At 49.9% G+C, this 19437-nt stretch carries 17 protein-coding genes, 2 tRNA genes and 1 riboswitch; of the genes, 14 read left to right on the forward strand and 5 right to left on the reverse strand.

Annotated features, from left to right (window positions below):
* Window positions 1–170 precede the first annotated feature (170 nt).
* Entirely contained in the window at window positions 171–1685 is a 1515-nt protein-coding gene (locus AC6B99_RS24920) for a phytoene desaturase family protein (protein ID WP_496664477.1), read from the reverse strand.
* Window positions 1686–1925: 240 nt separating this feature from the next.
* Between AC6B99_RS24920 and AC6B99_RS24925 the strand changes: the two genes are divergently transcribed.
* From AC6B99_RS24925 to AC6B99_RS24940, 4 genes are read left to right on the forward strand one after another with little or no spacing between them, the layout of a single operon-like run.
* Entirely contained in the window at window positions 1926–3341 is a 1416-nt protein-coding gene (locus tag AC6B99_RS24925) for an aldehyde dehydrogenase family protein (protein ID WP_496664478.1), read from the forward strand.
* A complete protein-coding gene (locus AC6B99_RS24930; protein ID WP_494861816.1) occupies window positions 3338–4507 on the forward strand; it encodes a glycosyltransferase in 1170 nt (389 codons plus the stop codon). The genes AC6B99_RS24925 and AC6B99_RS24930 overlap by 4 nt, the downstream gene beginning before the upstream one ends.
* Entirely contained in the window at window positions 4456–5061 is a 606-nt protein-coding gene (locus tag AC6B99_RS24935; protein ID WP_496664479.1) for a glycosyl-4,4'-diaponeurosporenoate acyltransferase CrtO family protein, read from the forward strand. The genes AC6B99_RS24930 and AC6B99_RS24935 overlap by 52 nt, the downstream gene beginning before the upstream one ends.
* Window positions 5062–5110: 49 nt before the next feature.
* Window positions 5111–6130, forward strand: a complete 1020-nt coding sequence (locus AC6B99_RS24940; RefSeq protein WP_496664480.1) for a phytoene desaturase family protein — start codon at window positions 5111–5113, stop codon at window positions 6128–6130.
* 136 nt (window positions 6131–6266) lie between these two features.
* On the opposite strand, the gene AC6B99_RS24945 is transcribed toward AC6B99_RS24940, so the two are convergent.
* The 3 genes from AC6B99_RS24945 to AC6B99_RS24955 all read right to left on the reverse strand — a co-directional run bounded on the left by AC6B99_RS24945 (window position 6267) and on the right by AC6B99_RS24955 (window position 6749).
* Window positions 6267–6340 (reverse strand) — tRNA-Pro (locus AC6B99_RS24945).
* A 9-nt stretch (window positions 6341–6349) separates the two neighbouring features.
* Window positions 6350–6425: transfer RNA gene (locus AC6B99_RS24950), tRNA-Thr, on the reverse strand.
* 114 nt (window positions 6426–6539) lie between these two features.
* On the reverse strand, window positions 6540–6749 hold the full coding sequence (locus AC6B99_RS24955; protein ID WP_056041703.1) for a YrzA family protein: 210 nt from the start codon (window positions 6747–6749) through the stop codon (window positions 6540–6542).
* Between the two features lie 164 nt (window positions 6750–6913).
* Window positions 6914–6997, forward strand: a riboswitch (cyclic di-GMP riboswitch).
* 153 nt (window positions 6998–7150) lie between these two features.
* Here AC6B99_RS24955 and AC6B99_RS24960 point away from each other — a divergent pair.
* The 5 genes from AC6B99_RS24960 to AC6B99_RS24980 all read left to right on the forward strand — a co-directional run bounded on the left by AC6B99_RS24960 (window position 7151) and on the right by AC6B99_RS24980 (window position 12129).
* Window positions 7151–8857 (forward strand): methyl-accepting chemotaxis protein, encoded by a 1707-nt coding sequence (locus AC6B99_RS24960; RefSeq protein WP_494861810.1) that lies wholly within the window; start codon window positions 7151–7153, stop codon window positions 8855–8857.
* A gap of 167 nt (window positions 8858–9024) precedes the next feature.
* Window positions 9025–9399 carry a GntR family transcriptional regulator gene (locus tag AC6B99_RS24965; RefSeq protein WP_056041699.1) on the forward strand — a complete coding sequence of 125 codons (375 nt, stop codon included), beginning with the start codon at window positions 9025–9027 and terminating at the stop codon, window positions 9397–9399.
* Window positions 9400–9418: 19 nt separating this feature from the next.
* Complete coding sequence (locus tag AC6B99_RS24970) at window positions 9419–10117, forward strand: ABC transporter ATP-binding protein (RefSeq protein WP_056041697.1); 699 nt, start codon at window positions 9419–9421, stop codon at window positions 10115–10117.
* On the forward strand, window positions 10114–10857 hold the full coding sequence (locus AC6B99_RS24975) for a hypothetical protein (protein WP_056041694.1): 744 nt from the start codon (window positions 10114–10116) through the stop codon (window positions 10855–10857). Before AC6B99_RS24970 ends, AC6B99_RS24975 begins: the two co-directional genes overlap by 4 nt.
* A gap of 102 nt (window positions 10858–10959) precedes the next feature.
* A complete protein-coding gene (locus AC6B99_RS24980) occupies window positions 10960–12129 on the forward strand; it encodes a sn-glycerol-1-phosphate dehydrogenase (RefSeq protein ID WP_155973504.1) in 1170 nt (389 codons plus the stop codon).
* A gap of 995 nt (window positions 12130–13124) precedes the next feature.
* Here AC6B99_RS24980 and AC6B99_RS24985 read toward each other — a convergent pair.
* Window positions 13125–13493 carry a DUF6713 family protein gene (locus tag AC6B99_RS24985; protein WP_496664481.1) on the reverse strand — a complete coding sequence of 123 codons (369 nt, stop codon included), beginning with the start codon at window positions 13491–13493 and terminating at the stop codon, window positions 13125–13127.
* A gap of 290 nt (window positions 13494–13783) precedes the next feature.
* Between AC6B99_RS24985 and AC6B99_RS24990 the strand changes: the two genes are divergently transcribed.
* The 5 genes from AC6B99_RS24990 (at window position 13784) to AC6B99_RS25010 (ending at window position 19400) form a co-directional block, all read left to right on the forward strand.
* Window positions 13784–15193: an ATP-binding protein gene (locus AC6B99_RS24990; RefSeq protein WP_494861800.1), complete on the forward strand. Its 1410-nt coding sequence runs from the start codon at window positions 13784–13786 to the stop codon at window positions 15191–15193.
* Window positions 15194–15289: 96 nt separating this feature from the next.
* The gene (locus tag AC6B99_RS24995; protein ID WP_099520928.1) at window positions 15290–15982 is read left to right on the forward strand and encodes a response regulator transcription factor; all 693 of its coding nucleotides are present in this window, start codon (window positions 15290–15292) and stop codon (window positions 15980–15982) included.
* An 85-nt stretch (window positions 15983–16067) separates the two neighbouring features.
* Window positions 16068–17693, forward strand: coding sequence for a DUF2339 domain-containing protein (locus tag AC6B99_RS25000; protein WP_494861798.1), 1626 nt, complete (start codon window positions 16068–16070; stop codon window positions 17691–17693).
* Window positions 17694–17890: 197 nt separating this feature from the next.
* Window positions 17891–18490 carry a nitroreductase family protein gene (locus AC6B99_RS25005; RefSeq protein ID WP_046230385.1) on the forward strand — a complete coding sequence of 200 codons (600 nt, stop codon included), beginning with the start codon at window positions 17891–17893 and terminating at the stop codon, window positions 18488–18490.
* Window positions 18491–18725: 235 nt separating this feature from the next.
* Window positions 18726–19400, forward strand: coding sequence for a lytic transglycosylase domain-containing protein (locus tag AC6B99_RS25010; RefSeq protein ID WP_056041684.1), 675 nt, complete (start codon window positions 18726–18728; stop codon window positions 19398–19400).
* Window positions 19401–19437: the final 37 nt, after the last annotated feature.

Here is a 19437-nt window from a genome sequence, read left to right on the forward strand (position 1 = left end):
AGCATTTTTTAGACATCCGCTTCGACCACCGCTCGTTTTTTATTTATTGTACACAAAAAAGACCCTACAAGATGACCTTTTTAAAGTGTCCATCTTATAGGGTACATTTTAAAGCTTGCGCTAGGGGGAGATACCTTCTTTCCCATTTTACAGCGGTCATTTTAAAATGGCTACCCAGCTGTTGTCCTGCCCCCAGAGCGGCTATCCGCCCGCTCTTTAATAAGGTCAGCTGTAAGCTGGCCCGACAGCGTAACCATCGGCACACCGCCGCCGGGATGAGTGGAGCCGCCGACGAAATACAAATTGTCCAGCAGCTCGCTTTTGCTCGGAATTTTGAAGCCGCCGTTCAGCTTACGGTCGGTGACAACGCCGTAGATTGAACCACCGTTGGCGCCATAAAGCTGCTCCAAATCATTAGGCGTAAAGTTGTATTCGAACGTAATGTGCGAGCGCAGGTCATCCAGTCCCATTCGCTCCAGCTTATCCAGCACAAGCTCGCGGTACGTCTCTTTGTAAATCTCCCAATCCTCGCCTGGCTTAAGCGGGGGAACATGGGTGAGCACGAATAAATTTTGCTGTCCCTCAGGCGCCTGTGTCGAGTCGGAAATGCTGGACACCCCAATATAGACGGTCGGATCAGGCGAAGGGATGCCGGAGACGAACACATCCTGGAACTCCCGCTCTGGATTGCGCGAGAACAGGAAGTTGTGATGGCGCAGCTGGTCATAGGTTTTATCGATGCCAAGCAGCAGCACGAGGCCGGATACGGTTGGAGCATATTTTCTCATGCCGCCTGTCGCTGCGGCAGCTCCCGGATGGTGGCCGAGCAGCTTGCGATGGGTCGGAATCGCCTCCAAATTGGAGACGACGAGATCGGCGGCAAGCACCGTGCCATCTGCAAGTGTAACGCCCGTTGCTGCCTTGCCCAGCGTATTGATTGCTGCGACAGGCGCATTCGTCCGCACCTCCACGCTAAGCTCGCCCAGCAGCTTCAGCATGCCCAGCGCAATATTATACATGCCGCCCTTGACGTAATAAATGCCGAGTCCAAGCTGCACATGGATGAGCTGAGAAAGCACGGCTGGGGCTGCATAAGGCGATGAACCAATATACATAATGAAAAAATCAAACAGCTGGCGCAAGCGCTTGTCTTTGAAAAAGCGGCTCGTGCTCTGATGCATCGTGCGAAGCGGGTCCATCGCCAGCAGTTCCTTCATGCTATGCTGCCCCCGCAAGTCCTGCAGGCCGCTGAGGCTTTTTCCATAGACGCTCTTCATGCTGAGCTCATACATTTGCTGGCAGTATTGCAAATAGGCCAGAAAGCCCTTGGCATCCTCTCGCGCTACGCTGCTAAGCTGCTCCAGCATCATTGGCAGATCGCCAGTCACGTCAAGCTGCGATCCATCCTCGAAAAAAGTCCGCCACTGCGGCTCCACCCGTTCCAGCGTCATATAGTCCTCCAGACGTCTGCCCGCACTAGCAAACAGCTGCTCCAGCACCCAGGGCATCGTCAAAATCGACGGGCCCGTATCAAAGGAAAAACCTTTGCCCGAGCGGATATTCAGCTTGCCGCCTGCACGTTCCTGCTGTTCCAGGACGGTGACATGATTGCCGTCAACCGTTAGCCTGATGGCAGCGGATAGGCCGCCCAAGCCTCCGCCAATTACTACGATTTTTTTACTCATCGCTCGTTTCCGCCTCCCTGTTTACTAAAGCCAAATGGATATTTTTAAAAACTTGGTTATATAAACGAAAAAGATGTTTTATAATATACCTTAGGGTTAATTAATAGTTAGCTAGCTTCAAATCTAGCAGTTACATTCCTGTAGGTCCTGTATTTAAGGTGTTGCCCATTATTGGCGAATTAAAACCTGCTAGGATCATTTTGCCAATCGTATAAAGGCGGCCCTTGCTGGGGGGATTAAATGATGCAAGAAATGTTTGCTGCCCGCGCAGCAGCTCCGAGCTGGAGGGCGCTTCCTGTGCGGGATAGAATTCAGCATATCCGCTCGGTGCGGCAGCTGCTCGTTCGCGATTTGGACGAGTGGATTGCGCTGCTTGGCCAGGAGGCAGGCAAGACCCCGATGGATGCGCTGACGACGGATTTGCTGACGGTCATTCAAGCTATTTCTTATTATGAAAAAAATACGACCAAGCTGCTGCGTTCCCGCCGCGTTCGCACCCCGCTGTGGCTCGCAGGCTCCTCCTCGCACATTACATATGAGCCTTGCGGCGTGGCGGCTATCATTGCCCCGTGGAATTTCCCGCTTCAATTGACGCTCATTCCGGCACTCGCGGCAGCTGCTGTAGGGAATACGGTGCTGCTCAAGCCATCGGAGAAGCTGCCGCTGCTAAGCAAGCGCATTGCTGCGCTAATCGAGGAAGCTGCATTTCCGCCAGGTGTCCTTCAATTGGTTGAAGGCGGGAAGGCGGAAGCGGAGCGCTTAATTGATGCACGGCCTGACAAGCTATGGTTTACCGGAAGCGAAGCGGCTGGGCGCAGTGTGCTGGCGCGAGCAGGGGCGCAGCTCATTCCTTGCGTGCTGGAGCTTGGCGGCAAGGACCCGATGATCGTATGTGCCGATGCCCACATAGAGAGAGCCGCTCGCGCAGCGGTATGGGGTGCTTTTTTGCACAGCGGGCAGGTATGTATTAGCGTGGAACGGGTTTACGTTCATGAAAGCATTTATGCAGCCTTTCTGGCCGCGGTCGTCGCTTATACGCGGGAGCTAAGGCAAGCCGAAGGCGGTTCTTGGTCCGAGATTGGAGCATTAGCCACGGAAGAAGGCTGGCATAAAGTGAAACGGCTGCTGGACGATGCTGTAGCCAAAGGCGCCAGCATTGCGGCAGGAGGGCTGCCGCCCGGAGCGGAGCCGCCGCTGTTTCCGCCGACCGTACTCACCGGAGTGACGGAGGAGATGCAGCTTATGCAGGAGGAAATTTTCGGCCCGCTGCTGCCGATTATGGCCTTTCAGTCAGAGGAGGAAGTAATCCGGCTGGCAAATGCTTCGCCTTATGGGCTTAGCGCAAGCATTTTTACGGCTAATCGAAAAAAAGGGCTAGCGCTCGCAGCCCGGCTGGAGACGGGAAGCTGCTCGATTAATGACGTTGTAAGGCATATTGGCAACATGCATTTGCCCTTTGGCGGGGTGAAGGCGAGCGGCTTCGGCCGTACGCATGGCGAAGAAGGGCTGCTTGCCTTTTGCCGCTCAAAGTCGGTCATGGTCAATGCTGGGCGCAGAAGCTCGCAAATCAATTGGTTTCCTTACCGGGAGCAGGCATTTAGCGGCCTAAAGCAGGCAATTGGCTATATGTACGGGAGAAGGAGGGGGAAGCGATGAGTTTCTCGATCATTTGGGCTGTTTTCGGCTGGCTGTGCGGCCTGCTGCTGCAAAATCGGGTAAGCCGGCTGCCGGATTGGGACATTCATGAGGGAGATGAATGGAATGGGGCAGATGATGCGAACGGAGCAGGCATGAAAAATAGCGCTGTTCCGATCTCCATTTCTGTCATCATTCCGGCACGCAATGAAGCGGCTAATATCGGCAAGCTGCTGCACGCCTTGCAGCGGCAGAAGCTAAGTCATGTAGAAGTAATCGTTGTCGATGACGGCTCGGAGGATGCAACGGCAAGCCTTGCTGCCGCGAATGGCGCCCTTGTCATTCGGGCGGAGGAGATGCCAGACGGCTGGATCGGCAAAAGCTGGGCTTGCTGGACGGGAGCCAAAACAGCGCAAGGCGAGCTGCTTGTTTTTCTGGATGCGGATGTGGAACTGGAAAAGGATGCTTTACAACTGCTGGCCGCCAGCCAGAAGGAGGCTGGCGGACTCGTATCGGTGCAGCCTTACCACCGAATGGAGCGTGCTTATGAGCAGCTGTCTGCTTTCTTCAATCTGATTGTCATCGCTTCGGTTGGCGACGGCGACAGCCGGGCGGGAGCGTTTGGGCCTTGCCTCATATGCCGCCGGGATGACTATTTCCGCATCGGCGGGCATGAGGCAGTACGGGGCAAAGTATTGGAGCATTTCGAGCTGGGGCGAGCCTTTAGCTCTGATCAAATGCCGGTGTCCAATTTTATGGGCTGCGAAAAAATTTCCTTTAGAATGTACCCGGACGGCCTGAACAGCATGTTCCGCGGCTGGAGCAAAAGCTTCGCAGCAGGCGCTGCATCGAACGCGCCCTTCGTAGCCTGCGCTGTATCGCTGTGGCTGGCCGGAGCCGTATCGGCTGTGACCCTTATGCTTGCTTCAATTGGGGGGCAGGTCGAGGCGGATTATTGGCTGCTGGGAACAGGCGTCGCCTGCTATGCGGCATACAGCTTGCAGCTCGGGCTATGGCTGCGCAAAACCGGGAGTTTTAAGGGCTGGACAGCACTGCTGTACCCATTGCCGCTCAGTTTGTTTCTGTTATTTTTCGCTTATTCGCTGTTCTCGACCTTCATTAGGAGGAAGGTTTCTTGGAAAGGGCGAGTCGTTTCAATGGGCAGCCGGGAACGAGGCAAGCTATGAGCGCGCAGGCATTGCCGTCGCTGGCTGTGCTCGCTCTGAATATTGGCGGATGGCTGCTCGTCCATCTCGGCGTCTCCTATTTTCATACGAGCTTGCCACAGCGCTGGTTTGCAAGACCAGAAGCAGGAGCAGGAGCAGGCGGGACAGTGCGCAAAGCGGAGCGCAGCAAGGAGAAGCGGCACTTCGGCAGAGGAGCAGAGCCGAAGCAGCCTGATAAAAGCGGCGAGGAGCGTTTCTACGAGCAGGTGCTGTTCATCCGCTCCTGGAAGGACAGCGTGCCGGATGGCAGCTTTTTGTTCCGCAGGGGATTCCAGAAGAAAAGGCTTGCTAAGCGCGGCCAAGCCTATTACCAGGAGTACATGGGGGAAACGCTCAGAGGCGAATGGACGCACTGGCTGTCCATCGTGCCCGCGCCGTTATTTTTCATCTGGAACGAGCCTTTGTATGGCTATTTAATGGTAGGCTACGCGCTGGCGGCCAATTTGCCGTTTATAGCGATTTTGCGATATAACCGGCTGCGGCTCAGGCGAATTTGCGGATCGAGCCGTCTATGACGGGCATTTATAGAAAGCTGATTCTAGCATGGGAAGGAAGAGACTATAAATGAAGACCAGGCATGTTGCTGTTGTAGGCGCCGGACCGGGAGGACTTGCTGCCGCTATGCTGCTGCGCCGCTATTTTCGCCATCCCAACACACTGGCCTTGTTTGGACGTTATGCGACCTATGTCGGATCAGCTCCTGATCGGGCGCCAGCAATCTTCGCGATGCTGCCGCATGTCGAGACAGAGCTTGGCGTTTTTGGTGTTCGAGGCGGCACCTACAGCATCGTTGAAGGTCTGCGCCAGCTTGCGGAGGAAATGGGGGCGGAAATACGCACCTCGGTGCGTGTGCAGTGCATTGCTGCAAAAGGCGGCGGCGTAAGCGGAGTAGAGACGGAATGCGGTTTTGTGCCAGCCGATCTGGTGCTCGCGAACGGAGATGTGCTGTCCGTATGCCGCGATTTGCTCGGCGAGCAGCTGCGGCCTGCCATGACGAATCGCCATATTTCAACTTACGAGCCTTCTCTGTCCGGCTTTGTCACTCTTGCAGGCATACGCAGACGTTACGATAAGCTGCTGCATCATACTGTATTTTATCCGGAAAGGTATGGGGAGGAATTTTCGGCGATTTTCGCGCGCCGCGAGGCTCCTGCCGATCCTGCGATTTATGTATGCTGTTCCGCCTATATGGAACAGGAACTGGCGCCGGAAGGAGGCAGCAACCTGTTTATTTTGGCGAATGCCCCGTATACGTCGGACGCTTGGAGCTGGGAGCGGGAGGCGGAGCGCTATCAGGGCCGTCTGATGAAGCAGCTGGCTGGCTTGGAGGGACTGGATCGGGAAGCAGAGCAGCTTGCTTTGTATACACCGGAGGATTTGGAGCGGGATACGTCGGCATTTCGCGGCGCCATCTATGGCATTTCCTCGAATTCAGCAAAGCAGACGTTTTTGCGGCCGTCCAATCGTGCGGATTTGCGCGGACTATGGTTTGCGGGCGGAACGACCCATCCCGGCGGGGGAACGCCGATGGTTGCCATGTCAGGGCTGCTCACCGCAGAGGCGATGATTCGGCAGCATCATTAATGAATCTATTGGGGCAAAAGAAAAGCCGCGCTTAGCGGGGGCAGCAAAACTTCCAGCTAAGCGCGGTTTATTTTTAATGAAAAAAATAAAAAACCCTTCTAAGTTAGAGGGCCTGCTTGAAACAACTTATAAAATATCGGGACGACACGATTTGAACATGCGACCCCCTGGTCCCAAACCAGGTGCTCTACCAAGCTGAGCTACGTCCCGGGAAAAAAATGGTGCCGTCGAGAGGACTTGAACCCCCAACCTACTGATTACAAGTCAGTTGCTCTACCAATTGAGCTACAACGGCGCGGTTATGTATCGGACACAAGATGTATTATGCCACAGAACTTTAGGAGGATGCAATACCTTTTTTAAATTTTTTTGAAAAAAATTCGGGCAGCGTTCAAATGCCCGAATTGGCCTATTTTTTAACTTTAAAATGAACGACTGCGCTGTACAGCATTTTCCCGCGATCGGGATGAAACACCGCATGATGACTAATCGCATGAACTTGTAATAGCAGTGCTTTATTCGCTTCAATTTGCTGGTCAATGTGCTTTTCGAGCGTACGTAAGTCAAAAGCCTCAAAAAATTCGATTTTATCCTCAATTAAATCTAGTCGAAAATCCATCTTGTCCCCCCTAAAATCTCATTAATAGCTAGCATTCGCTAATATTATAACGTTGTTAGGCACTAGTTTCAAAGTATCATGTCAGATAATCTCGCTTTTTATAATTTACAAAAAGGTTTTCCTAAATTATACTTTAAAAGTGTCGAAATAAATAGAAAATTACATACTGAAAAAGGCAAACTTATTGAAAGATAGGGGCGCAAAGTTATGGGCCTAAGGTATTGAACTATGGCAGCCAAACCACCGGTACAGGACTATAGGCTGATTCAGCTGTTCAATTCGTCGCGGTGATTGGATAGCTTTTGTTTTTTCAGTGTAATAGGAGAGATGGAGAGAAAATGATGATTAACCGATTGAGAGAGGCAAAATGGTTAAAATGGACATCAAGGATTTCTGATTTCTTGAAGAAACAAAAGGTTACAACGAAGCTGTTGTTTATCACTTCATTAATCACCTTGTTCAACGTCGTCGCTGGCGGGTGGATTTTTATGCAAAATGCTTCGGTTAGAAGTGCAGTGAAAGCTTCAAATGAGCTTCAGGAGGCCAAAAAAGAATATCAAGGGATATCGGATTCGATGCTGCGCACGCTGCTTTCGATGATTGATGCCGTAGAAAACGGCAGCACCGGCGACGATGGAATCAACTTGGCACTTAAGTCGATGCCCGAGCGGGTAGAAAAATTGAAGGTTACACTAGCGTACCTGGATGAAAAATATCCTCACGGGGATAACGGCACCGCCTATTCGAACCAAGGCAATGTGTTTGGCCTTGCACTGGAGCAGCTTAATAAAGAAAACGGCAATCACAGCCTGCTAACCATTGAAGACCGCTCCGCCAAGGTCAAACAGCTTGTCAGTACATATACGATTGTTCTCAGCTTTGCGAATGAAACGGTAGAAAATTGGCTCGAAGTGGATACGGTCGCTACACAGGAGACATTAAATAAAAGTATTGCAGCTGCCAATACGATTATTATCATCAATATTGTTTTGCTGGCAGTACTGCCGTTCCTCATGTCGTATTCGTTAAGCCGGAATGTAAAAAAAGGCATCGTTGGTTTAATGAAGCGTATTACCGCTTATCAAAATAACGATTTCACCTATGATGAGAAGCTGGATCGCCAAGATGAATTTGGTCAAATTGACCGCTCGCTGGCGCAAATGGGAAGTGAGCTTCGTGACACCCTTCGTTCGACTATGGATGTAAGCACGGTTGTTCTGCAAGCCTCGCGCAATATGGGCGATATGATTGTTCGCAATCAGAACGCTTCCGAGCAGGTGAAGGAAGAGATTGGCAACGGCAAAACGATTTTGATGACCCAGTATGATGATGCAACTTCGATCTCGGCCGTAACGGAGCAAATATCGGCAAGCTCGCAGCAAATTGCGGCTTCAACCGAATATATTAATCGCGACATGAAAGAAATGAGAGAGTCATCGCGTATAGGCTCCACCGATATGAAGGGCGTTGTGCAGATGGTGAATCAGACGGTGCAGCAATTTGCCCGAGTTACCGAGTCCTTCGACCGAATCAATGAGCGCTACAATAATGTAACGAAGTTTTTGGGCGGCATTCAGGATTTGAACACACAGACGAATTTATTGTCGCTGAATGCTTCGATTGAATCGGCGCGTGCAGGCGAGCATGGCAGAGGCTTTGCTGTAGTAGCGGAGGAAATTCGCAAGCTGTCGAGCCAGACCGATATCATTTCCAAAGATATTACGAAGGAGCTTAAGCTTATTCAGAACGATTTTGCCGACAGCAGCCAAAGCTTGAGCAGCTTCTCGGAAGTGATAGAAACGACGAAGCAGGCATCGGTGACGGCTAGCGAAATGTTTAATGGTCTGGAAAATCAAAGCAGCGTATTGTCCGAGCAAATGGGCGAAATTTCTGTCGGCATTGATGAAATTACAAAAGGCATTACCGATATTGTTGGCTCAGTAGACAAGCTGCTGCAAACCTCCTCCGAGGTAAATGGCAAAATGGAGCAGATGAGCGGTATGTCCGAAGATCAATTCGAGGTATCGATTCAGCTTCAAGAGCTGGCTGAGAAACTGCAGGGCTCTTCCACTAATTTGCGTGAAAAAGCGGCTGTATTCAAGGTGTAAGCTAGCCTTTAGAGCGGATTGGAAAATGGAATAGCATCAATGAAATAGCTGCTTTCAGCGCCCGTGGGCGATTGGAGGCAGCCTTTTTTTTATCCAACTCTTTACAACAACAGAATATTAGTGTACTATTTAGATATAACACTAACACATTAACACGGAGGTGACTTATGCCGATTGAATTTGACAACAACCAGCCGATCTACATCCAGATCATGAACTACATTAAACAGCAAATTATTAGCGGGAAGCTTAATCCCGGCGATAAAATCGATTCGGTGCGCGAGCTTGCAGTGGAGCTGCAAATCAATCCGAATACGATCCAGCGTACTTTTCAGGAGCTGGAGCGTGAAGGCATCGTCGAAACAAGACGGGGACTTGGAAGATATGTAACGAGCGAGGAGGCGGCGATTGTGAGCATTAAGAAAGAAATGGCGGCTGATTTGCTCGGACGTTTCATTCAGGGGATGCGCGATTTGGGCTTTAAGAAGGATGACATTGTAGCGATTGTTACGGAAGCGGTTAGCAAGGAAGATCAGAAATAGGCGGGGGGAGAATAAACGAATGAAGAAGATAGTTGAACTGCAAGCCGTAACGAAAACTTACGGATCGAGAAAAGCGCTGCATAATATTAATTTAAACCTGGAAGCTGGCAAAATTATTGGTCTGCTTGGCAGCAATGGCAGCGGCAAGAGTACACTCATGAAGCTGGCGGCAGGACTCATTCAGCCAACCTCAGGAAGCGTTCGAATTTGCGGGGAGCCGATTGGCATCGGGACGAAGGCGGTTACGTCCTTTATGCCGGATCAGCCGGTAACCGAGTCGTGGATGCGGGTGAAGGATGCCCTTCGTTTTTTCAGTGACTTTTATAAGGACTTCGATCAGGAGAAAGCGGGAAGCATGCTCGATTTTTTGAAGCTGGATCGCAATGATCGCATTAGCTCCTTATCCAAAGGGATGAATGAGCGGCTGCAGCTCACGCTGGCGATGTCGCGTCAGGCTAAGCTTTATTTGCTCGATGAGCCGATAGGCGGTGTTGATCCCGTCGCGCGGGGCAAAATTTTGGACGCCATCGTTAAATTTTATAATGAAGACAGCTGTGTGCTTATCTCGACGCATTTAATTACCGACATTGAACGGGTTTTCGATGAAGTCATTTTTATTCAAAACGGTGAAGTTTCACTGCGTCAGGATGTGGAGAGCATACGCTCCAAGCATGGTAAAAGTGTAGATGAACTATTCAGGGAGGTATTTTCAGAATGATAAACTTATTGAAATATGACTGGAAACGCAATGCGAATTTAATTATGGGCTCGGCTGCTGCGCTTATTATTTTGCAGGGAGCACTTTCCTTTTTTAGTGCAACTCGTAATTGGCAGCCTGCATTGTCGCTTACATTAATGTTCATGGGCTATTTATTCGTTGCCTTCATGTTGATCATATTTTCCTCAAAGACGTACTCCCATAACCTTAAATCGTACGGTCGCCGCTTATTGCCGCTGGCCACGTGGAAAACAATCGCTTCGCCGCTTCTGCTGCAATTCGTATTATCGGCTGCGCTGAGTGGGATCGTGCTGCTTCATGTCTGGCTGTTTAAATGGCTGTCCCCAAGCGCCTTGCTGGATGTATTGGGTCCGCCTAATTTCGAGACGGGAGTCCTGTTTTTTATTTTAATATTTTGGACGCTCCTATTTTTGATGCTGACAGTCTATTTTTCGATTACAGTAGGGCATCTCTTTAATAAAAAGCTTTTTCCATGGGTAGCAATAGCAGTCTTCGTCCTGCTGCAATTTGTCATTAGCTATGTGGAGGAATTGTTGTTTAACGATAATTTATTCGGCACGATGGTCTCAGAGCCTACCGCTGAAGGCTTGTCTATCTTAGTGTCTCCAACAGGCGATATTTCGATTGGAAACTGGGGCGTTATGTCGCTTGAAATCGTGATCGGTGCTATCCTTGTGAGCATCATGCTGTACTTGCTGAACAAAAAGCTGGATGCTTAGAGGAAGGCGCGGCGAAGCCTGCAAGCCAAAGGTTGACAAACCTGCCATTAGCGCGTGACAATGTTCGTATACAACTTTGAAGATAGAAGGGACAACGAACTCATGACGCTAATGGAAAAATTCAAGCTGGCTGCCGCAGGCTATGACGCCTCCTCCGTCCAGTCCATCGTAATTGAACCGCTGCTTATTGAACGTGGAGCCACTCAGCAGGTCGCACCTTATTTGGTAAAGAAGGGCTATCGCAAAGTTTTAATCGTGTCCGACAACATCACATATGAAATAGCTGGAAAACAATTGGAAGCGGCAATTGCTGCGAAAGATATTGCGGTTAAGGCAACGCTGATTAAGCCTAACCAACAGGGAGATGTCATTGCGGACGAAGTATCCATTGTGCAGCTGCTGCTTGATATTCAGCATTACGCTGCGGAAGTGGTCATTGCGGCTGGTTCCGGCACGCTTCATGATATTACGCGTTATGCTGCTTTTACGGCGGGCATACCGTTTGTATCCGTGCCGACCGCTCCGTCCGTAGACGGCTTCAATTCCAAGGGAGCACCGATTATTATTCGGGGTGAAAAGATTACGATCGCCGCGATTGGCCCGGACGCGATTTTTGCCGATCTCGATGTGCTGACACAGGCTCCTGTCGCTATGGTAGCCGCTGGCTTTGGCGATATGCTTGGTAAATATACGTCCCTGTTCGATTGGTCCTACGGCTCGCTTGCGGGCGAGGAAGCTTATTCGGATATCGTAGCGACGATTACGCGTGATGCTTTAATGCAGTGTGTGGAAAATGTAGAGCTGATTGCCTCACGCAGCGAAGAGGGCATTCGCGCGCTGATCAGCGCTTTGATCGAATCGGGCCTTGCGATGCTGCTGTTCGGGCAATCCCATTCGGCCTCGGGCGCAGAGCATCATTTGTCCCACTACTGGGAGATGGAATATATTCGCCTTGGCAACCGCCAGCTGCTGCATGGAGCGAAGGTTGGCGTCGCATGTGCGGAAATTTCGGGGCTGTATCATCGCTTGGCGGATGAGCAGGCGCCAGCGATTAGCGGGACGGAGCATGCGGAACGCATCAGCCAGCTGATCGCGGAAATTCCGAATGAGGAGACCATTCGCGGCTGGCTGAAGCAAGTGGGTGGGCCATCCACAACGGCTGAGCTAGGTGTGAGCGACGAACTGCTTGCCCGCAGCTTGAGTGAGGCGCATTTGGTGCGGCCTAATCGTTATACGCTGCTGAGAGCGTATAACGAAGGGGCGGGGAAGTAATATTCTTGTAGATAGAGAATAGAGTTGGGTCGTGGTGCGAATGTGAAGCTCCCATAAGAAGCCTAGGGGAGATTCGCACCTCGAAATTTGTTGAATCATACATAAAATGAGTAAATTCTTTAAAAATCAAGAATTGTCTGCGAACGTTATAGTATTATTTTCGTTTGATTTAGATAAATGAATGCCATTGTGGCACCCATTTATCTATTTTTCGCTGTCGCACTCTATGTGAGTGTGTAGATTGAAACGTCATCATGTATCCTCCGATAGCTGCACATTTAGTCGTACTCTGTATGAGTGTATAGAAGCTAGCTGGAGGGTTTACTTTTGGGCGATAAGCCACACTGGTTTTGAATGATGGCACTTTGTTGGGTCGGTGGAGCTAATACACGGTTTGTTATACTAGGGAGAGTATGCAAACGATAAGGGAGTTTCAGAAACTTGGCGGACACAGAATCCGCTATTTAACCGGATGACGGTCAATCGAGAATTAGGCGGACACAGGAGCCGCTAATGCTTTGCCAATTGCCATTTTGACGCGATTATGAGGGCAATAGCGGATCTCCTGTCCGCTTACGGGCTGAAATCGTATAAAAGGCTACAATAGCGGAACCTCAGTCCTTAGGAAATGGAAACAGTTACCATTTGCGCCGTCTGAGACATAATCGTCTCCTTCTGTCCCAGCCTAACAAAATTAGAATAGGTATGCCTCGATTAACAGCTTAATGCCATGAGGAACAGAGCGATTGGGGCCTGATCACAAATCCTTAGTCCATATTCCTGTTATAGTAGTGATTAACGAACATCAATTGAACAAAAAAACAGACCGCCAAAAGTAATAGGGGGTCAGGTCTTTCTTAAACGATTCGCAGGGTCTCCCCTAAGCGGAATATAATAACTTCAACCCTCGCTGAACACCTTCATATCTTGCATATTCTGCATATCGTACATATCCAAGATTTCCGGATCCGGACATAGCCGGACGTATTCGACACTCACTGAATAACCATCAACAACAAATGAATCGCCGCGATAATCCCCATTGGATAAATCAAGGCTCGCGAGAACGTATTTTTGAAGCCATTGCGGGGATGCTTTTCAAAAAAGAGATGTAGAATGGCATGGATGATAAAAAATATATCCAGCACCCAAAACGTAACCGTCTGATAATCGCTGAAAAGCAGAGCGAGTATAATCGTGTACATCGGAAGATGAATAAAGGTGAACACCTTATAGGCTTTCGAATCCTCCATATCCTTAAGAAAGATAAACAATCTCCATTCAGAATGGCGTATCGCATCCATTTCGTGCAACAGAAATAAAGATAAATTGAACAAAAATAGCACAAGCAAAAAATCCGGCATAGGCAGCTCCCTATCTTTTTATAACAGCATGGTACTTTATGTATTACAGCTTTATATTAGAAAAAAATAAATAAGCCGCCTTCCATATACGTATAAATGAGGACAACGTTGCAAAATAACCATTTTGAGGTATGTACAATCATTAGCTGAACTCCTAATCTCATGAATAGGCGGGAAGTCCTATGCCATTCGCCGCACATATTCTCTCAGAGGGTTGACGCTTTCCGCGCTCCGCTATATGGTTAGAGCAGAGCATAAAAGAGAGTATATAGAGAGAAGAGGGCTGCGGCGTGCTATTTGTCCTAATTGCCTTATGGGGAATTGCTTCTATTTTGATGCTGTCCGACCCACGCTCGGTTGTGAGCAGGCGGCTCAGCGGGGTACCTTTTACGGGCGGAGCCGGGGCGATGTCGGTCGTGCTGGATGAGCGGATTATTCCTTATGTGAGCCAACATTATATGAACGAAACGGCAGATCAGCTGCTGTATATGCTGCAAGCATTTTGCTCGCTGCTGTCCTACTACGGTTTGCCATACACCTTCCTATTGTTTGCGCTGGCTTATCGCCCTATCGACCGATTGCAGCCTTATGAGCGAGTGTTGCCGCTGCTGCTGTTTATTCCGATTGCGGCCTGCCTGCTGTTTACACCGGGCTACACGGAAACGTATCCGATTACATTTACAGTTGTTGTCTGGTGGGCTGTGCCTTATATAGCCGTCGGAGCGGTGAATGTATTACTGAAAAATCCGGGTTATTTGGCTCAAGCGAGACGCCACTGGATCGTATGCACGTCGGTGCTGACTCCGGTACTGTTTAGCGCAACGATGAATTATGTGCTGCCAAGCCTTGGTTTCCTGCGGATGTGGGTGTACAATACCTGGTTTGTGGGCATTGGGGCGCTGGTATTTGTTATAGGTCTGTTTACCTACGGATTTCTGGGGGTACGTGTTTTTATCGACCGTCGCCGTCTGGATTCGACGCTGCGAGCAGTTACATCAGGTACGGCTATACTCAATCATGCGATCAAAAATGACGTCGGCAAAATGCGGCTCTTCGGCGAGAAGATGCGCGCATACGCGGCATCCACGAACCAGGAGGAGCTGCTTGCCGATGCAGAGACCGTGCTGCGGACGACGCGGCACATCCAGGAAATGATTGGCCGTGTCCATCACGGCACCGAGGATTTGGCGCTAAAGCCTACGCGGGAAGACCTTGGCGAGCTGCTGCTCATGACGCTTGAGCCGTATAAGCTGATCGCTGAAGGCGTTCGTTTCTCAAGCAGCCTGCCGGAGGGCTGGAGCTGTATGATTGACCGTGCGCAAGTTACCGAGGCACTTGGCAACTTGATCTCGAACGCCATTGAAGCAATGGACGGCAAAGGCACGCTGAGCTTTATAATGAAAGAGACGAAACGGGATATAATGATCGAGGTGCGCGATACGGGGCCGGGTATGGATCGTACGCAGACAGCCAAAGCGTTCGAGCCCTTTTATACGACCAAACGCGGGGGCAGTACAAACTTCGGGCTTGGCCTGCCGTATGCGTATCATGTGATGCGCAAGCATGGCGGCTCTTTGCATATTCAGAGCAAGCTGGGAGCAGGCACGCTCGTATCGATGATATTCAAGAAAAAGGCGATTCAGGCGCAGTATACTGCGGGAGCAAGCCCGAATTACGAGCACAAAGCGGCAGAGAGATAAAGAGAAATAAAAAGAATTAGATACAGAAATAGAAAGAGACAGAGAAAGAGACAGAGATATAAATAGAGATAAGGCTGAGAGAAGGGGAACATGCCGATGGATAACATACAAGTGTGGATCGTGGAGGACGACAAGGATTGGCTGCGCGGGCTGAAAGCTTTTTTGGCAGCCCAGCCGAACATTGAAGTCGTATTCACCTCGGATAATCCGCAGGAAGTGCGGGAAGCGCTTGCTGGAGAGCGCCAGGCTCCAGATGTCGTACTCATGGATATTATGCTCGGTGACGAGCCGGCGGGCATTGAGCTGGCGGAGGCAACGGCGATGTCGACGGGAGCGAGGGTCATTATGCTGACGTCGATGGAGGAGAAGGAGCTGATTTTGCAAGCTTTTCAGGTGGGAGCGATCGATTACCAGATCAAATCCGACTTTGAAGCGCTGCCTGCGGCGATTGCGGCGGCGGCGAAGCGCCAGTCCCCGATCAGCGCGGCGGCGGCGGAGCAGATGCGCGAGGAATTCCGCAGGCTGAAGCAGCTGGAGCGGGATTTTGAAGTGAAGAAGGTGCGCGATCTGATTACGCCTGCGGAGCTGCAATTGCTGGAACTGGTCGATCAGGGCTATTCGCAGTCGCAGATGGCGGATAAGCTGTTCGTCTCCATTCGAACGGTTAAAAACCATATTAACCATATACTCAAGAAGCTGCAGCTGGGCGGCTCGAAAGAGGCTGCGCAGCAGGTGAAAGCACTTGGTCTATTAGAAAAAGAAAATAAGGATGGAAATGGTACCACGTAAAGTTGGTACTATTTTTTTTGCCCTATTTTTCTAAAATAGAACTAAGACCAAGTCATAAAAATGCAGCTAAACGGAGGTACAACCAATGAATGTATGGATTCGCAAACAATGGACTTTGCTGCTCGGCGTGTTATTCGTCCTATCAGCGTTCATCACTTTGTTCAAATATACGGTGGAGCAGGGCTGGGTAACGAATGCGATGAAAATCGGGCTGGGACTGCTGAGCGGTGCAGGTTTTGCCGCAGCAGGGTTTTCGCTGATTAAGCGGGAAAAATGGCCGCTCGTCGGCGAGCTATTAATCGGACTAGGCGCCTGCCTGCTGTATACGACGGCCGCTTTTGCCGGTGTCTATTATGAAATGTGGGACTCCATGACGGTGCTGCTGGGCATGACGGCTGTTACTGCGGCGCTTACGGTTTATGCTTACCGCTTTGAATCGCGTCTGCTCATAAACATTGCTCTGACGGGCGGCCTGCTGTCGCCGCTGCTGATGCGTCCGGAAACGGATCAAGTATTTACTTTATTTTTGTATATGCTCGTGCTCAATTCCGCTTTTTTCTGGCTCAGCACGGTGAAGAGCTGGAATGAGCTCAGACTGACATCGTTTATCGGAAGCTGGATCATGTATATCGTCTACTTTTTTACCTTCGATCCCGTGGTGGAAGGGGTATGGAATTTGCCGCTGCGCTACGCGCTTGCTGCATTCCTGTTTTATCAGATCGGCTTTCTGCTTGCTTCGCGGACCAATAAACAAAGCTTTGACGGGATGAACATGTATGCGGGGCTGTCCAATGGCGTTATTTTTGGCTTCTGGTCGCTGCTGCTCATTCATGGTGAAGTGCATTATGCTTATCCGCTGGCGTTTATCGGCTTTGTGCTGCTGCTTGCCAGCTGGTTTATCCACTATCATGTGAAGCGCATGGAGCCGGCTTCGGCTACGTATGGTTCTGCTGGTGTGCTGCTGATGCTGCTTGCGCTTAATCAGGTCGGCAGCGGTCTAGCGGTCAAACCGATCTTCAATGTATTTCTATGGTCGGCGGTGGCCGCGCTGCTTGTCTGGGTGGGCAAAAGGTTCCGCTGGCAAGCTTTGAATCTGGCATCGCTCATTATATGGTTTACAACGGTATGCTATTGGTACGTCATCACATGGTTTACACCGCGCGGCGAATGGTTCGGCGTCTTCATTCCGTTTCTGAACTCTGGCGCGATGGCATGGCTTGCGCTTGCGGCATTGGGCTTCTATTATTCGACGAGGCAGAAATTTGCGTCACTTGGCGATTCGGGCAATCGCGTGATGGGGAATATGTATGCGTTGTGCTCGCATCTAATCATCGGCGGATTGTTGACCGTCCAAATGATTCGGTTGTTTCAGGAGCATCTTTACGATCTTCCAAGCTTCTATGTGCAGCTCAGTCTGTCGGCTTCATGGGGCGTATATGCGCTGCTGCTCGTATTGTGGGGCGTTAATCGCGGGCAATCGGTGTTCCGCTGGTTCGGATTTTCGGTTCTAGGACTGACGGCGATTAAAGCAATTTTCTTCGACCTGAACGGCCAGGAAAGCTTGTACAAGGTGCTAGTGCTGCTATTGCTCGGAGGAATCTCCTTCCTCATCGCTTGGATCAATGGCAAATGGAATAAAGTGAGAGAGCTTGGCGAGCAGTCTTGGGAGCAGCATGGTGCAGAAACGGATATGAAGAAAGATAAGGTGTAAATTTCGGCTAATGAAAGAGGAACAATTGGGGAATGAATAAAGCGGTGCGAAAGGCATATTTTGATAAAAAGCCAGCGGAAAAGCTTGACAAAATGAGGGGTAATATATTATTGTTACTTACGTAAAGTAATTAATATTACTTTGGTGTGCATCTAATCAAGCATTGAACTAAACCATTTAACTGGAGGTATTTGATTATGTCACAAAGCTTTTTGGAATCTGTGCAAGCCAGACGTACTTACTACGGAATTAGCAAAGAATCCGTTGTTTCTGATGAGAAAATCGTAGAATTGGTTAACGAAGCCGTTAAGCATTCACCTTCATCCTTTAACTCTCAAAGTGCTAGAGCAGTTGTCCTGCTTGGCGAAAATCATGATAAATTGTGGAGCATTGTGCTGGAAGCACTTCGCGCAATCGTTCCTGCTGATCAATTCGCTTCGACAGAAGGCAGAATTGCTTCTTTCAATAATGGCTACGGCACGATTTTGTTCTTCGAGGATCACAATGTGGTTGCAGGCTTGCAGCAGCAATTCCCTTCGTATGCCGACAACTTCCCGCTTTGGTCGCACCAATCCTCGGGCATGCTGCAATTTGTAGTATGGAATCTGCTGGAAGAGGTAGGCTTCGGCGCTTCCCTGCAGCATTACAACCCGCTTATCGACGAAAAAGTAAAAGCGACATTTGGCCTGCCAGAATCATGGGGTCTGATTGCGCAAATGCCTTTCGGCAAGCCGACAGCAGAGCCAGGCGAAAAAACATTCCAGCCGCTTGAAGATCGCGTTAAAGTATTCAAATAAGCTTTAATATAGTACGGATAAGCTTTAAATCGTTTAAATAGAACCGAACAACCTCCGAAGCTTGCTTCGGAGGTTGTTTTTGCATGTTGCTTTTTACTCCTCGTACCGAATAAACTTGTGTATTTTACGATTTGCTGGCGAATAGGGGTAAAAACATGTACAATAAAAACCGATACATCATTATAGAGCTTTTTTAGACCAGCAGAGCCAAGCGATTTGGTTCAAGGAGGAAATTATGAGTATCGATCCGCGCATTATGAAGCAAATGATCAAGACGCAGCTTGCTCCTAATCTTGACTTTAAGACAGTAGCGAACCCGCTAGGCACGAATAAGGACAAAAGTGTGACTTCGTTGTTCGACATGCTGCTGTCCCAATATATGCATGAAGCTTCGAACGGCTCAAGTGAAGGCACGGATGTATCTGCTCAAGCGTCCGAAGCGCTGGCGCAGCTTGCCAGCTTGAATAACGCTTATCAGGCTGAGGGCGAGACGTTTGCAGCTGGCTCCACCGACTATGATGCGATGATTGCCCAGGCTGCAGCCCAATATGGCGTAGATCCCGCCTTGATTCGCGGCGTCATTCGCACAGAGTCCGGTTTCCAGCCAGATGTCGTATCCGGCGCAGGAGCCAAAGGGCTCATGCAGCTGATGGACGGCACGGCACGCGGCCTTGGCGTGACAGATTCGTTAAATCCGCAGCAAAATATCGATGGCGGCACCCGTTATTTATCCTTTCTGCTTCGCAAGTACAATGGCAATGAGCAAGTAGCTCTAGCCGCGTACAATGCCGGTCCGGGCCGTATCGACCGCCTCGGTATTACGACAGACAGTGAGCTGATGGCGAATTTGGACAAGCTTCCTGAGGAAACGCAGCGCTATATTGTGAAAGTACAGGCAGCGCGTTATTAAGGAGCTGCGAGGAAATAAGAACCGCTTTTGTCAATAA

Source organism: Paenibacillus liaoningensis (assembly GCF_059609455.1).